General features: G+C 65.2%; 12 protein-coding genes and 1 other RNA gene. 5 read left to right on the top strand and 8 right to left on the bottom strand.

Features of this window, described 5'->3' with window-relative positions:
- Positions 1-1023 carry a D-cysteine desulfhydrase family protein gene (locus IC761_RS08925; RefSeq protein WP_195802886.1) on the top strand — a complete coding sequence of 341 codons (1023 nt, stop codon included), beginning with the start codon at positions 1-3 and terminating at the stop codon, positions 1021-1023.
- 17 nt (positions 1024-1040) lie between these two features.
- Here IC761_RS08925 and IC761_RS08920 read toward each other — a convergent pair whose 3' ends face one another.
- Together IC761_RS08920 and IC761_RS08915 are read right to left on the bottom strand one after the other, a co-directional pair.
- On the bottom strand, positions 1041-2276 hold the full coding sequence (locus IC761_RS08920; RefSeq protein ID WP_438265097.1) for an RNA polymerase sigma factor: 1236 nt from the start codon (positions 2274-2276) through the stop codon (positions 1041-1043).
- On the bottom strand, positions 2273-2623 hold the full coding sequence (locus IC761_RS08915) for a YciI family protein (RefSeq protein WP_195802885.1): 351 nt from the start codon (positions 2621-2623) through the stop codon (positions 2273-2275). The genes IC761_RS08920 and IC761_RS08915 overlap by 4 nt, the downstream gene beginning before the upstream one ends.
- Before the next feature lie 150 nt (positions 2624-2773).
- Here IC761_RS08915 and rnpB point away from each other — a divergent pair.
- An RNA gene (gene rnpB, locus IC761_RS08910) (RNase P RNA component class A) lies at positions 2774-3190 on the top strand.
- 103 nt (positions 3191-3293) lie between these two features.
- Here rnpB and IC761_RS08905 read toward each other — a convergent pair.
- Positions 3294-4007, bottom strand: a complete 714-nt coding sequence (locus IC761_RS08905; protein ID WP_195802884.1) for an alpha/beta fold hydrolase — start codon at positions 4005-4007, stop codon at positions 3294-3296.
- A gap of 75 nt (positions 4008-4082) precedes the next feature.
- A complete protein-coding gene (locus tag IC761_RS08900) occupies positions 4083-4517 on the bottom strand; it encodes a DUF983 domain-containing protein (protein WP_246791470.1) in 435 nt (144 codons plus the stop codon).
- Between the two features lie 79 nt (positions 4518-4596).
- On the opposite strand from IC761_RS08900, the gene IC761_RS08895 reads away from it, so the two are divergent.
- A complete protein-coding gene (locus IC761_RS08895; RefSeq protein ID WP_195802882.1) occupies positions 4597-5967 on the top strand; it encodes an aminotransferase-like domain-containing protein in 1371 nt (456 codons plus the stop codon).
- A 7-nt stretch (positions 5968-5974) separates the two neighbouring features.
- Here IC761_RS08895 and IC761_RS08890 read toward each other — a convergent pair whose 3' ends face one another.
- Positions 5975-6235, bottom strand: a complete 261-nt coding sequence (locus IC761_RS08890) for a hypothetical protein (protein ID WP_195802881.1) — start codon at positions 6233-6235, stop codon at positions 5975-5977.
- 226 nt (positions 6236-6461) lie between these two features.
- On the opposite strand from IC761_RS08890, the gene IC761_RS08885 reads away from it, so the two are divergent.
- Both IC761_RS08885 and IC761_RS08880 read left to right on the top strand, forming a co-directional pair.
- Positions 6462-7205 (top strand): sulfite exporter TauE/SafE family protein, encoded by a 744-nt coding sequence (locus tag IC761_RS08885; RefSeq protein ID WP_195802880.1) that lies wholly within the window; start codon positions 6462-6464, stop codon positions 7203-7205.
- A gap of 203 nt (positions 7206-7408) precedes the next feature.
- Positions 7409-8197 (top strand): FkbM family methyltransferase, encoded by a 789-nt coding sequence (locus IC761_RS08880; protein WP_195802879.1) that lies wholly within the window; start codon positions 7409-7411, stop codon positions 8195-8197.
- On the opposite strand, the gene IC761_RS08875 is transcribed toward IC761_RS08880, so the two are convergent.
- The 3 genes from IC761_RS08875 to IC761_RS08865 all read right to left on the bottom strand — a co-directional run bounded on the left by IC761_RS08875 (position 8125) and on the right by IC761_RS08865 (position 12741).
- Positions 8125-9408, bottom strand: a complete 1284-nt coding sequence (locus IC761_RS08875; protein ID WP_195802878.1) for an O-antigen ligase family protein — start codon at positions 9406-9408, stop codon at positions 8125-8127. The two genes, IC761_RS08880 and IC761_RS08875, sit on opposite strands and share 73 nt — an antisense overlap.
- A gap of 74 nt (positions 9409-9482) precedes the next feature.
- Entirely contained in the window at positions 9483-10889 is a 1407-nt protein-coding gene (locus tag IC761_RS08870; RefSeq protein ID WP_195802877.1) for an MATE family efflux transporter, read from the bottom strand.
- A 52-nt stretch (positions 10890-10941) separates the two neighbouring features.
- A complete protein-coding gene (locus tag IC761_RS08865; protein ID WP_195802876.1) occupies positions 10942-12741 on the bottom strand; it encodes an ABC transporter ATP-binding protein in 1800 nt (599 codons plus the stop codon).
- Positions 12742-12785 lie beyond the last annotated feature (44 nt).

Genomic DNA, 12785 nt, shown 5'->3' with positions numbered 1-12785 from the left:
ATGCCTATCGATCGCAAGCCGCTCACTGACCGCCTCGCCGCTTTTCCGCGCCTGGGCCTGGCCGATCTTCCCACGCCACTCCAGCCCATGAAGCGGCTGACGGCTCTGCTCGGCGGGCCGCGGCTGTGGGTCAAGCGCGACGACGCGACCGGACTTGGATTCGGCGGCAACAAGTTGCGCAAGCTCGATTATGTCCTGCACGATGCCGTTTCAAACGGCGCCGATACGATCGTCTCAGGCGGTGTCGTGCAATCGAACAGCCAGCGGCAGGTTGCGGCGGTTGCGGCAAAGCTCGGGCTCGCCTGTCATCTCGCCGTCTATCACGGCCGCCTCGCGCCGCCGACACCTGAATACGAGACCTCGGGCAACGCCTTTCTCAATCGGCTGTTCGGCGCTCATCTGCACGACGTGCCCTGGACCGGCGACCGCAATGCGGCCATCCGCACGCTCGTAGACGATCTCCGCGCGAGGGGGCGCAAGCCCTATTTCGTGCCTTATGGCGTCTCGAATGCGCTCGGCGCGGTGGCCTATGCCACCACGATCGCCGAAATCGCGCGGCAGGCGGCGCTGTCGGGCTTCGCACCGTCCGCGATCGTGCATTGCAGCGGAAGCGCAGGCACCCAAGCGGGCCTAGTCGTCGGCGCGGCGGTGGCCATGCCGGACACAAAAGTCATCGGGATCGATATCGATGCCGAGCCCGCGCGGGTGCGCGCCGATGTGGTGACACTTGCGCGGCAAGCGGCGGATCTGCTCGGCGCAGATTTCGACGAGGCCATGGTCGAAGTGGTCGCCGGCCATGCCGGCCCCGCCTACGGGGTGCCGCACGCGGCCACGATCGAAGCGATCCGGCTGGCGGGACAATCGGAGGCGCTTGTGCTCGACCCCGTCTATTCGGGCAAGGGGCTCGCCGGACTGATCGCGATGATCCGCCAAGGGCGTTGGCGCAACGACGAGGACGTCATCTTCCTGCACACCGGCGGCGCGCCCGCCCTCTTCGCCTACCAAAGCGCGCTCGGCATCTGAGTCCCGTCGTCCACGCTCTAGTCAAGCTCCTTTATGCGCCGTGCATAGAGGCGCCGCAACGGCTCGAGCTGCGTCGCCGCTGTCGCCGCGCGATACGCTTCGCGCGCCTCTTCCTTGCGGTCGAGCCGTCGCAACAGATCGGCGCGCACCGCCGGCAGCAGTTCGTAGCCGTCGAGCCCGCCGCGTGCCGCGATCGCGTTGACGAGATCGAGTGCGCGCGCCGGGCCATCGACCATCGAGACGGCCGCCGCATGGTTGAGCTCGATCACAGGCGACGGGCTGATCCGCAGCAGCACTTCATAGAGACCGGCGATCTGCGGCCAATCAGTTTGTTCGTAGCTCGGCGCGCGGGCATGTAGCGCGGCAATCGCAGCCTGCACCGCATAGGGTTGCGGGCGTCCGGGCGCGCTGAGCGCGTCTTCCACCAGTCCCAGCCCTTCCTCGATCTGCGCGCGATTCCACAGCGAACGATCCTGCTCTTCCAGCAGCACGACATCGCCCGCCGCGGTCTCGCGGCCGGCACGGCGCGCATCGTGCAGCAGCATCAGGGCCAGCAGCCCCTTGATCTCGCTGCGATCCGGCATCAACCAGTCGAGCAGCCGGCCAAGCCTGATCGCTTCGACCGCGAGATCGGGCCGCATCAGATCCTCGCCCGAGGTCGCGACGTAGCCTTCGGTGAAGACGAGATAGATCACGGCGAGCACGCCATTGAGTCGCAGCGTCAGCGCACTGCGCTCGGGCACTTCATAGGGAATGCCGGCGAGCCTGATCTTCTGCTTGGCGCGGACCAGGCGCTGCGCCATCGCGTCCTCACTGATAAGGAAAGCGCGAGCGACCTGCGCCGGCGTGAGACCGCATACAGTGCGCAGGGTCAGCGCGACCTGAACCTCGGGCGCGAAGGCCGGATGGCAGCAGGTAAAGATCAGCCGCAGCATGTCGTCGTCGAGCATCAAGGGCGGCTCGTCCGGCGCTTGCGCGTTCGACTCCAGCTCGTGCACGAGTGCCTGCTGCTTGCCGCGAAAGACCGCTTGCCGCCGGACACGGTCGATCGCCTTGTTGCGGCCGACATTGACGAGCCACGCACGCGGATTGTCAGGGAGCTCTCCCGCCGCCCAGCGTTCGAGCGCAACCGCAAACGCATCCTGGAGCGCATCCTCGGCGAGATCGAAATCGCCGACGAGGCGGATCAGCGTGGCCAGCGCCCGCCCCGCCTCGTCGCGAAAAATCTTGTCGATGTCGGTTGACGAGATCACTTGTAGATCATGACCGGCCTGACCTCGATCGACCCGTACCGGGCTCCGGGAATCCGCGCGGCGAGCGCAATGGCGGTGTCGAGGTCTTTGGCTTCGACGAGATAGTAGCCGCCGAGCTGCTCGCGGGTCTCCGCGAACGGACCGTCGGTCGTCAGCGTCTTGCCGTCGCGCACGCGCACGGTGGTCGCGGTCGTGGTCGGCTGGAGGCCATCGCCGGCCTTGAAATGGCCGCTCTGGACGATGGACTGCGTGTAAGTACCGTACTCGGCCGACATCGCCTGATGGTCCGCAGGGGTCATCTTGCTCAATTCCGCTTCGTTCCGGTAGATCAGCAGCAAATACTGCATGGCTCAACTCCTGTTGTTCGGCTGGATCGCCGACATCCAGTCGAACGGGGGGCACACCCAGCGACATCTTCAGGATAAATTATTTACGCCGCAGCGTACGCGGCGATCTCTGCTTGACGAAACCGTCATAAATGCCCATTGCCTAGGCCGTCAGTCGGCCGGACGGCCGCTCCGGCAGGTGCCGAAAGGCCGCCGGGGAGGAAAGTCCGGGCTCCCTTGACATGCGGTGCCGGATAACGTCCGGCGGGGGCGACCCCAGGGAAAGTGCCACAGAGAACGAACCGCTCCCTCCTCGGAGGAAGTAAGGGTGAAAAGGTGCGGTAAGAGCGCACCGCGGCGCCGGCAACGGGGTCGGCATGGTAAACCCCACCGGGAGCAAAACCGAATAGGGACGGCGTAGCGGGCTGTTCGCGCAAGCGATAACGCCGCGGGGCGATGTCAGGCCCGCCGTCCGGGTAGGTTGCTCGAGGCCATGTGCAAACATGGTCCCAGAGGAATGGCCGTCTCGTATCGTTCGCGCAAGCGGACGGTGCCCTACAGAACCCGGCTTACAGGCCGGCTGATATCTTGCAACGAGGGGTTCGGCGCTAACGTGCCGGGCCCCTCACCATTTTGGCAGGCGGTCATTCCGGGGCTCTCGCTTCACGAGGCCCCGGAATGACGGGGGTGGTCAGGCGACGATCTCACTCAGCACAGCCATCAGCGCCTCCGGCGCCGTCACGTTGGGCGCGTGGCTGGCGTCGAGCTCCATATAGCGCCAGCCCTCCTCGCTCTTCGCACGCTTCGCGAACTGCCCGAACACATCGTCCGGCGGAATCCGCTTGCAGTAGATGTAGCTGCGCGGCATCGCCGGCTCGCCGTGTTCGAGCCTCAGTTTCGTCTCGAAACATTTGATCGCCATGTTGATGCGGCGCGCATTGAGCCAGTCGAGATCGGCTGGCGGCGTGTCCGGCGGCGGCGGGTTCGGCGGGATGCGATAGCCGTCACCGGAGGCGGCGGCCTTGCGCATCGGCTCGCGTCCGGCCTCATTCAGATCGAACAGCGACTCGCCGTCGCGCGGCACGAAGGCGTCGAGATAGATCAACTGTGTCACGCGCTCTCGCGCGCGATCGGCGACGCCGGTCGCGACCATGCCGCCATAGCTGTGGCCGAGCAGCACGATGTCGCTGAGATCCTCGAAGGTGATGACGTTGAGGATGTCCTGGATATGCGTCTCCAGGTCGATCGCGGGATTAGCGAGATGCGAACGCTCGCCGAGCCCGGTGTAGGTCGGCGCAACCAGACGGTGGCCGGCCTGCGCCATCAGCGGATGCATCTTCCTCCAGGCCCATCCGCCGGACCACGCGCCGTGACAGAGCAGGAAGGTTTTTGCGCGTGCAGCCATCGGCGTTTCCATCGTTCTTGTTTGATGCGATGGAGTGTAGCGGGCAGCCACGCGATGTAAACGTCGCGACGTGTCTCAGGCGGCGCGTGTATTTGCTTTCACAAGCACGGGCGCAAGCTGACCTGATTCGCGCCGCAGCTTGCTCGCCGCGAAGCCGTGCATGCCGATCTGCCATTGCAGACCGACGATGGCGCCCTTGGTCGGCTGCAACAATGCGAGCGACGCGAACAGCGTCGCCGGCAGCCACACCGCCAATTGCAGCCAGACCGGCGGCGCATAGGCGGTCTCGACCACGAGGATCGCGGGTACCACGAGATGGCCGACCACGACCATCACCAGATAGGCCGGGAAATCATCGGCGCGCTGGTGAAACAGTTCCTCGCCGCAATGATCGCAGCTGTCGGCGACCTTGAGGAAGCGTCCGAACATATGTCCTTCGCCGCAGTTCGGGCACTTGCCGCGAAAACCCCGCCACATCGCCTTTGCCAGAGAGACTGAACCGGTCGCCATGACCACACCTCTTCCGTTTTGCTGATCCATACAATAATATCCGGCATCCATACATTCAAAGGATATGGGCCAAAATTGCATGGATTGGGTCCCTACAATCTCGGAGCTCGCAGGGCCGCGCTACCAGCGCATCGTCGAGGCCATGGAGGCCGACATCGCCGCCGGCCGGCTGGTGCGCGGCCAGCAACTGCCAACGCAGCGCGCGCTGGCCAGGGCGCTCGGCATCGACCTGACCACGGTGACCCGCGCCTATACCGAGGCGCGGCGCCGCGGCATCATGGAGGCCCGGGTCGGCCAGGGCTCGTTCGTGTCGGAGACCAGCGCGCGCCGCGCGGTCGACCTGCCGCATCCCGTGGCAATCGACCTTTCGATGAACGTGCCGCCGCATCCGCTCGAAGCACAGCTCGACGAGCGCATCATCGCAGGCCTCGAAGCCATCCGTGCGCAATCGGGCCTGACCGCGCATCTCAACTACCAGCCGCCCGGCGGCAGCGCGCATGAGCGCGAGGTCGCGGCGCGATGGATGCGTGCCCGCGTCGGCCACGCGCATGCCGACAAGCTCGTGATCTTTCCGGGCACGCAGACGATTCTGTTCAACCTGCTCGCCCATCTGGCCCGGCCCGGCGACATCGTGCTGACGGAAGCCCTCACCTTCCCCGGCATCAAGGCCGCCGCAGCACGGCTCGGAATCAAGCCCGTCGGTGTGGCCATGGATGAGGGCGGCATCCTGCCCGATGCATTGGCAAAGGCCTGTCGCACGCACAGGCCCAAGGCCGTCTATCTCATTCCGACGTTGCACAATCCGACCACCGCGACGCTTCTTCCCGAGCGGCGCAGCGCGATCGCAAAGATCATCCGCGATGCGAACACCACACTGATCGAGGACGATGCCTACGGGTTGCTCGATCGCGCGGCTTCGCCGATCGCCAACCTCATTCCGGAGCGGACGTATCTCGCGACCACGCTGTCAAAATGCATCGCGCCGGCGCTGCGCGTGGCCTATCTGCTGACGCCCGACAGTGCTTCACAGCAGGAGATGCGCTCTTATTTGCAAGCCACCGTGCAGATGCCGGCGCCGCTGATGGTCGCACTGGTGACGCACTGGCTCGAGAGCGGCATCGCCGACCGCATCATCACGGCGATCCGCAACGAGGCCGTCGGCCGCCAGCAGCTGGCGCAGCGCGCATTGAAGGGTTTTCAGTTTCAGGCGAAGCCGGCCGCCCATCATCTGTGGCTCCGACTGCCCGAGGGGCGACCGGACGTCGCAGCGCATCTGCTGCGCAACGGGCTCGCAATCGTTGCCGGCGACGCCTTCGCGGTCGACGGAACACCGCCGCATGCTGCGCGCGTCTCGCTCGGTGCCGCGCGCAACAGATCGGAATTGACGGAGGCGCTACGCATCCTGGTCGGCGCGCTGCACAAGCCCGCCGACACGAGGCAGATCGTCTAGCAAACTTCTATTGACGCTGACGACGATGGCGGGTGCGGACGGCCGGCACAACGGGCGACGGATAGGCCGCGTAGGCATCGCTCGACACCACCGGTTCGCCGCGGGCAGCGCGCCCTGCCGGCGTGAGTTGCCCGCCGTTGAGCACATCGCGATCGGGATGCGCGGCCTGATAGGCCGCCGGCTCGGAGAATTGGGCTTGGGCCATTGTCGGTATCAATGCCGTAGCCGACAACAGCGCGGCCGCAAGGACGATCTTCGTGCGGGTCATGGTCTTGCTCCATCATCTAACCGAGGTCGAGCGAAGCGCGTTATCGCTTGCGGCAGGTCCCCTAAATTGCTTTACGGCCGTCATGTAGTCGCATCTTCCGGGATCGCCCGCCCTTGGGGATCACGCTTGCGTGCGGATTTGAAATTGACCTCCCCGGCTGCATCCGTGCTATGCGCCAGACGACGATCAACGCCTCGGAATCGTTGAGAACGACAGGACTTGGATCGTGGAAACGTCCAACTACGCGCTGCTGCTGTTCGGCGCGCTGGCCGGCGGCTTCGTCTCGGGGCTTGCAGGGTTCGGCACCGCGCTGATGGCGCTCGGCATCTGGCTCTATGTGCTGCCGCCCTCGCTGGCGGTGCCCCTGGTGCTGATCTGCTCGGTCATCGCGCAGACCTCGACGCTTCCGTCGATGTGGAAGGGTTTTGATCTGTCGCTGGTGTGGCCGTTCCTGATCGGCGGATTGATCGGCGTGCCGCTGGGGACCATGCTGGTCGCCTCCGCCGATCCAAAGGTGTTCAAGCTGAGCGTCGGCGTGCTGCTGCTGCTCTTCTCGAGCGCGCTTTACCTCAACAAGCGGCCGCTCGCCTTCAAGTTCGGCGGTCGCATCGCCGACGGCGCGATCGGCTTTGCCGGCGGCATTCTGGGCGGGCTCGCCGGATTGTCGGGGCCGCTGCCGATCCTGTGGGCCAATATCCGCGGCTGGAACAAGCATGAGCGGCGCGGCATCTTCCAGCTGTTCAATTTCACGGTGCTTGCCACCGCGCTGGTGTTGCAGACGGCGTCAGGTCTCGTCGCCTTTAAGGTGGTCTGGCTCGCGCTGGTCGCATTTCCGGGCACGCTGATCGGCGCATGGCTGGGGGCGCGCGTCTATCACGCGCTGAGCGACAAGCATTTTGGCGATGTCGTGCTCGGCCTGTTGTTCCTGTCGGGCGCCACGCTCGTCTGGAACAGCATTGGTGGCCATTAGAAACTGTCGTAGCGATCGAAGGCTATGTTGCCCGGGTCAGGGCGATTTGCGGCGGGCTTAATTCCGAGTTACGTTTGATCGTTGCATGACGCCGACAATTTATCGGTCGGCGATTGGACTACCGACGCTTCAGGTGTCGAGGCAATTCGAACACATTTGCACTTGCGAAATCGCTTGGTTTTCTTTGACGGATATGTTGCCCGATGTCGATTTGGGGGGCTTGGCTGACGACTGTCAGCATCAGATTGCGGGTTCGGGCGCTAAAGGCGCTGCTGCGCGACGAGAGAACGGAGCTTTTCGCAATCTGGCGACACCTCAGGCGCGGCGACATCGCCTGCGACGTCGGTGCCAACAAGGGCAGCTTCGTCTATTGGCTGTCGCGCTGGGTCCGCGACGGCCGGGTCATCGCGTTCGAAGCGCAGCCGGATCTGGCGCGCAACCTCTCGCACATCTGCACGCTCATCGACCTAGCGAACGTGACGGTTGAAGCCAAGGCGGTTTATTCGCATTCCGGCCAACAGGATCTGTACGTGCCAAAGGGGCACCAGCCCGGCGCGTCACTTTGTTGCAACGAGGCGAATGCCGAGACCTTCTCGATTCTGTCGGTCCCGACGATTGCGCTGGACGACTATTTCAAGACGACCGAGAGGGTCGCTCTGCTCAAGGTCGACGTTGAAGGCGCCGAATTCGCGGTGCTGAGGGGCGCCGAGCGGATCCTGCGCAACGACGGGCCTCTGCTGGTTTTCGAATGCGAGAACCGGCATCTCGCAAGCGGCAGTGTCGGGGACGTCTTCACCTTTCTCGAAGGCCTCGGCTATCAGGGAAGCTTCGTGAGCCAGCGCCGGCTGCTCCCGGTCTCGCAATTCGACGCCGCCATCCATCAGCGGCAGGACGGCGAATGGTTCTGGAAACGCAAGGACTACTGCAACAATTTCATTTTCCGAAAGCTCGATAGTGCCATGCCGCCGGCGACGCCGACGCCGAGCACGTAGATCCAGCCCGACGTGAAGTCGAATAGATGCGTGTTGAGGAGCGAGGACAGCACGTTCTGCACCACCACCAGCATGCCGATCCAAGAGGCCAGCCCCTCGCCGCGAAACATCAGAAGATGCGCAAACCACAGCGCATAGAGCACCAGGACGCCCAGCGCACCCCACTGCACGGCCACGCTCAAGGTCTGGTTGTGCGGATTGCTGACGATCTCGCCGCGCAGCGGATCGATCTCCGCATCGGCAGCCGCGCTCGCGAACAGGTCGCGAATCGAACCGGTGCCGTGACCGAGCAGCGGTGCGTCGGCGATGAACCGCGCCGATTTCCGCCAATATTCCAGACGTGAGCCCATGCCGCTGACTTCGTTCTCGACGGCACTGAGTTCGTAATCGCCACCGAATTTTGCGACGGTCGTGCGCAGATTTGGCGAGACGTTCCATAGCAGCACGGCCAGCAGCGCCATCGCGCCGACGGCGGGGAGCGCCATACGCCAGCGCAGATGCAGCAGCGCAAACACCACAAGCAGGATCGGCAACGTCACCAGCGCGGTGCGCGAGACCACGACGAACATCATGTTGGCAAGGAAGCCGATCGCCAACACCGCGAGCAGCACTGCGACACGAATGCGGCCGGCCCGAAACAGCGTCACGACCGGATAGACCAGCCCAATCGCGCAGAGCGCGAACTCCTGGCTCTGGTCGATATAGTTGCGCACGGCAATCCCGCTCTCGACCTTGTAGGGCCCGCGCGACAAATAGAGTTTCAGCGAGAGGCTGGGGTCGATCGCGACAGCGAACGAATACAGCATCAGCAGCGCGCAGGAGGCCAGGAACGCGGAAGACACCCAGTTGCCGTAGGGCCAGCGCTCGAACTGGTAGATCAGGAGCGGGATCACCAGCAGTTTTGCCGCCGGACCGATCGCGTGGATTCGCTCCGGCCAGGGCGCGTCCGACCAGAGCGTGCCGACGACGGCGAGGACGACCAGCGCGATCGGCAGCAGGCAGATCGGACGAAGCAGCGAGCGCGGAAACTCGCGGAGATCGACGAAGGCGAATGCGATCAGCCAGGGGATCAGCGCAAAGGTCAGCCCGGTCGTCGTCCATGGCAACAGCAGCGCGATCAGCGCAACGAAGCGGGCCGGCGTACGATAGCGCGCCGCCCAGATTGCGGAGAGCATGGACACCGGCCGCTGCTCGTTCGTTGCGCCGTCCATTCAGCCCTTCTGCTGCCCATCCATCCCCGCAGCCGGCAAACTAACCGGAGCTGCGGGGATGGAACAAGCCGTGGTTACGCTAGCTCGCGTGCGAGAGGTGCGGCGGGCTCGTCGCCGACAGGCTCCTTAGCCTTCTCCCGCGGCGGCAGCGCAACGCGCTTCCCGAACTCGCGATGCAGCAGCCACAGACTCAAGGCCGCCTGCAGCGTGGTCGCTGCGACCGACAGGTACCAGACGTGCTCCATGCGGAAGCCCGGCCGCGTCGACAGCCAGATCGCCGGCAGCGAATAGGTGAAGACGCGCGTTGCCGAGCTCACGAGCACCGGCTTGGTGTTGCCGAGGCCCTGGAACATGCTCGAGCAGGTGAAGATCAGCCCCTGCGCCACCATGTTGAGCGAGATGATCCGCAGGAACAGATAGGCGATCGCCATGGTCTCCTGGTCGTTGGAGAATCCGGCGAGCAGGAACTGCGGCTTCAGCTGCGCAAGCAGCATGAAGCCGATCATCACGACGGTGGTGATCAGCGCCGCCTTGACGAAGGTTTCCCGCACGCGCGCACCGTTGCCAGCGCCGACGTTCTGGCCGGCGATCGGTCCTGCCGCGAGCGCAACCGCGAGCGCCGGCATCTGGATCAGGCCGAGCATCCGCTGCCCGATCCCGAATCCCGCCTGCGCCGCCGCGCCGAAATCGCGCAGCACGTAATACACCACCGCCATGAAAATGAACATCATCGCGAACTCGCCGCCGGCCGGCAAGCCGACATTGAGGATGCGCTTCAGATGGCGCGGCTGCGGACGCCACTGCGCCGCATTGAAGGCGACATAGCGCTCGACCTTGCGGAAATACGCCAGCAGCATCAGAACGCCGATGGCGACCGCTATCGAGCTCGCGAGCCCCGCACCGGCAACCCCGAGCGCGTAGCCGGTGCCCCAGCCCGAGATCAGCACCGGCGCCAGCGCGATGTTGATGATAACAGCGAGGACCCGCACCAGCATGGCTGGGCGCACGATGCCGGTCGCGCGCAACGCGGATGCAATCACCTGCATGACGAATTCCAGCGCGAGCGCCGGCATGAACCACAACAGGTAAGTCGTCCCGGCCTCGATCGTGGCCTGGTCCGCCGCAACCGAACGCATGTAGCGCCGCGACAGCGCTGCGCCCGCGACCAGGGTCAACAGGCCGAATATCACCGACAGCGCGACCGCCTGGTTGAAGATCAGATTGGCGTCCGGCCGGTCCTTGCGTCCCACGGCATGCGCGATCAGCGCCACCGCGCCGACACCGAGCACCTGCAGCAGCGCGTTGACGAGAAAGCCGGCATTGCCGGCCGCGGCAACACCCGCAACGGCGGCATCGCCCAGGCCCGACACGAAATACAGATCGACCAGCTGGCAGATCATGATCGAGATCATGCCGGCCATGATCGGCGGCGCCATGGCCAGGATGTGCTTCACGACGGAGCCGTGCGTCAGGTCTTTCATCTCATTCCATCCTCTGGCGGCGTGGCCGGCCCTCGTCGGCCGGCCACGCGCGTCATTCCGCTGCTGCGATCTGCCCGAGCTCCACCACCTGGCGCTCAAACAGGCTGCGATAGATGCCGCCCGGCTTGCCCGCGAGCACGGCATGCGTGCCCTGCTCGACCATCTCGCCGCGGTCGAACACCAGGATCCGGTCGAGACTGCGGACCGTTGAGAGCCGGTGCGCGATCACGATCGAGGTCCGTCCCTTCATCAGCCGTTCCATCGCCTGCTGGATCAGCGCCTCCGATTCCGAATCGAGGCTGGAGGTCGCCTCGTCCAGGATCAGCACCGGCGCATCCGCCAGGAAGGCGCGCGCCAGCGCCACGCGCTGCCGCTCGCCGCCCGACAGCTTCACGCCGCGCTCGCCGACGAGGGTGCCGTAGCCCTTCGGCAGGCGCAGGATGAAGTCGTGCGCGTTCGCGAGCCGCGCCGCCTGCTCGATCGCCTCGAGGCTCGCACCCGGCCGGCCATAGGCGATGTTCTCGGCAAGCGTGCGGTGAAACAGGATCGGCTCCTGCTGCACGATCGCGATCTGGCTGCGCAGCGAATGCTGCGTGGCCAGGGCGATGTCCTGCCCATCGATCAGCACACGACCGGCGGTGACGTCGTAGAGCCGCTGCACCAGCTTGACGAAAGTGGTCTTGCCGGAGCCGGAACGGCCGACGAGGCCGACACGTTCGCCTGCACGGATCCTGACCGATAGCCCGTCATATAGCGGCGCGCGATGGCCGCCATAGTGGAACGTGACGTCGTCGAACACGATCTCACCGCGCTCGATCGCAATCGGCAGCGCGTCCGCCGCGTCGGCAATGCCGATCGGCTCGTCATGGATCGCCACCAACTCCTCCATGTCGTTGACCGAACGCTGGAGGTTGTTGATGTGCATGCCGACGTCGCGCAAGTAAGCGTGAATGACGTAGTAGCTCGTCAGCACATAGGTGACGTCTCCGGGCGAGGCATGCCCGTACATCCAGAGCAGCACCGAGCCGCCGATCACGGACGCACGCAGGCACAGCAGCAGCGAAAGCTGCGCCATAGCGGTGTAGTTGTAGCGAAACCAGGTCCGCCGCACCCGCACGCGCCAGCGCTTGATGACGCGGGCGAGCCGCGCATCCTCGCGCATCTCCGCGCCGAATGATTTCACCACCGCGTTGCATGTCAGTGCATCCGCCAGCGTGCCGCCGACCTTGGTGTCCCACGCATTGGACACGCGCGCGGCCGGTGCGATGTAGCGCGTCGAGAACAGCACCGTCATCGTGACATAGGCAGCCGCGCCAAGCGCGATCACCGCGCCGAGCGAGGCCCAGTGCACACCGAGCAGGATCATCGAGCCGATCAGCACGGCCAGCGACGGCAGAAGCGCCAACAGGAGGGTGTCGTTCAACAGGTCGAGCGCCCACATGCCGCGGGTGATCTTGCGCACCGTCGAGCCGGCAAAGGAGTTGGCGTGCCAGTCGGTCGAAAACCGCTGCACGCGCATGAATGCATCCTGCGCCACCTCGGACATGATCTTGAGCGTGAACGGCACGATCACCTGGAGGCCGGCCAGCCGCATCACCATCGAGGTCGCGCCCAGCGCCACGATGCCGCCCAAGGCCACGAGCGCGGCATGACGCGCCTCGACATCGGACGGCCCGCGCGTGAGCGCGTCGACCAGATGGCCCGAGAAGACCGGCATGAACAGGTCGGCGACGGTCGCGCCCAGCAGGCCGACGGCGATGACGAACGTCCGCCCTGGCTGCTTCAGCCAGTGCCGGAACACGAAGGGCAACACCACGCGGATCGCCGCGGGCTTTTTTGACAGAGCGGTCATGGCATCATCCGGCCGCTTATGCGGGCCGGCCCCATCGATGAACG

This window comes from Bradyrhizobium commune (genome assembly GCF_015624505.1).
GTDB lineage: Bacteria > Pseudomonadota > Alphaproteobacteria > Rhizobiales > Xanthobacteraceae > Bradyrhizobium > Bradyrhizobium commune.
The sequence above is the reverse complement of the archived record's forward strand: the minus strand, read 5'-3'. Positions and strand labels throughout refer to the sequence as shown.

Coding starts and splice junctions, on each gene's coding strand:
- IC761_RS08925 (WP_195802886.1), top strand. CDS start 1: ATGCCTATCGATCGCAAGCCGCTCACTGACCGCCTCGCCGCTTTTCCG.
- IC761_RS08915 (WP_195802885.1), bottom strand. CDS start 2,623: ATGCAGTATTTGCTGCTGATCTACCGGAACGAAGCGGAATTGAGCAAG.
- IC761_RS08905 (WP_195802884.1), bottom strand. CDS start 4,007: ATGGCTGCACGCGCAAAAACCTTCCTGCTCTGTCACGGCGCGTGGTCC.
- IC761_RS08900 (WP_246791470.1), bottom strand. CDS start 4,517: ATGGCGACCGGTTCAGTCTCTCTGGCAAAGGCGATGTGGCGGGGTTTT.
- IC761_RS08895 (WP_195802882.1), top strand. CDS start 4,597: ATGGATTGGGTCCCTACAATCTCGGAGCTCGCAGGGCCGCGCTACCAG.
- IC761_RS08890 (WP_195802881.1), bottom strand. CDS start 6,235: ATGACCCGCACGAAGATCGTCCTTGCGGCCGCGCTGTTGTCGGCTACG.
- IC761_RS08880 (WP_195802879.1), top strand. CDS start 7,409: ATGTCGATTTGGGGGGCTTGGCTGACGACTGTCAGCATCAGATTGCGG.
- IC761_RS08875 (WP_195802878.1), bottom strand. CDS start 9,408: ATGGACGGCGCAACGAACGAGCAGCGGCCGGTGTCCATGCTCTCCGCA.
- IC761_RS08870 (WP_195802877.1), bottom strand. CDS start 10,889: ATGAAAGACCTGACGCACGGCTCCGTCGTGAAGCACATCCTGGCCATG.
- IC761_RS08865 (WP_195802876.1), bottom strand. CDS start 12,741: ATGACCGCTCTGTCAAAAAAGCCCGCGGCGATCCGCGTGGTGTTGCCC.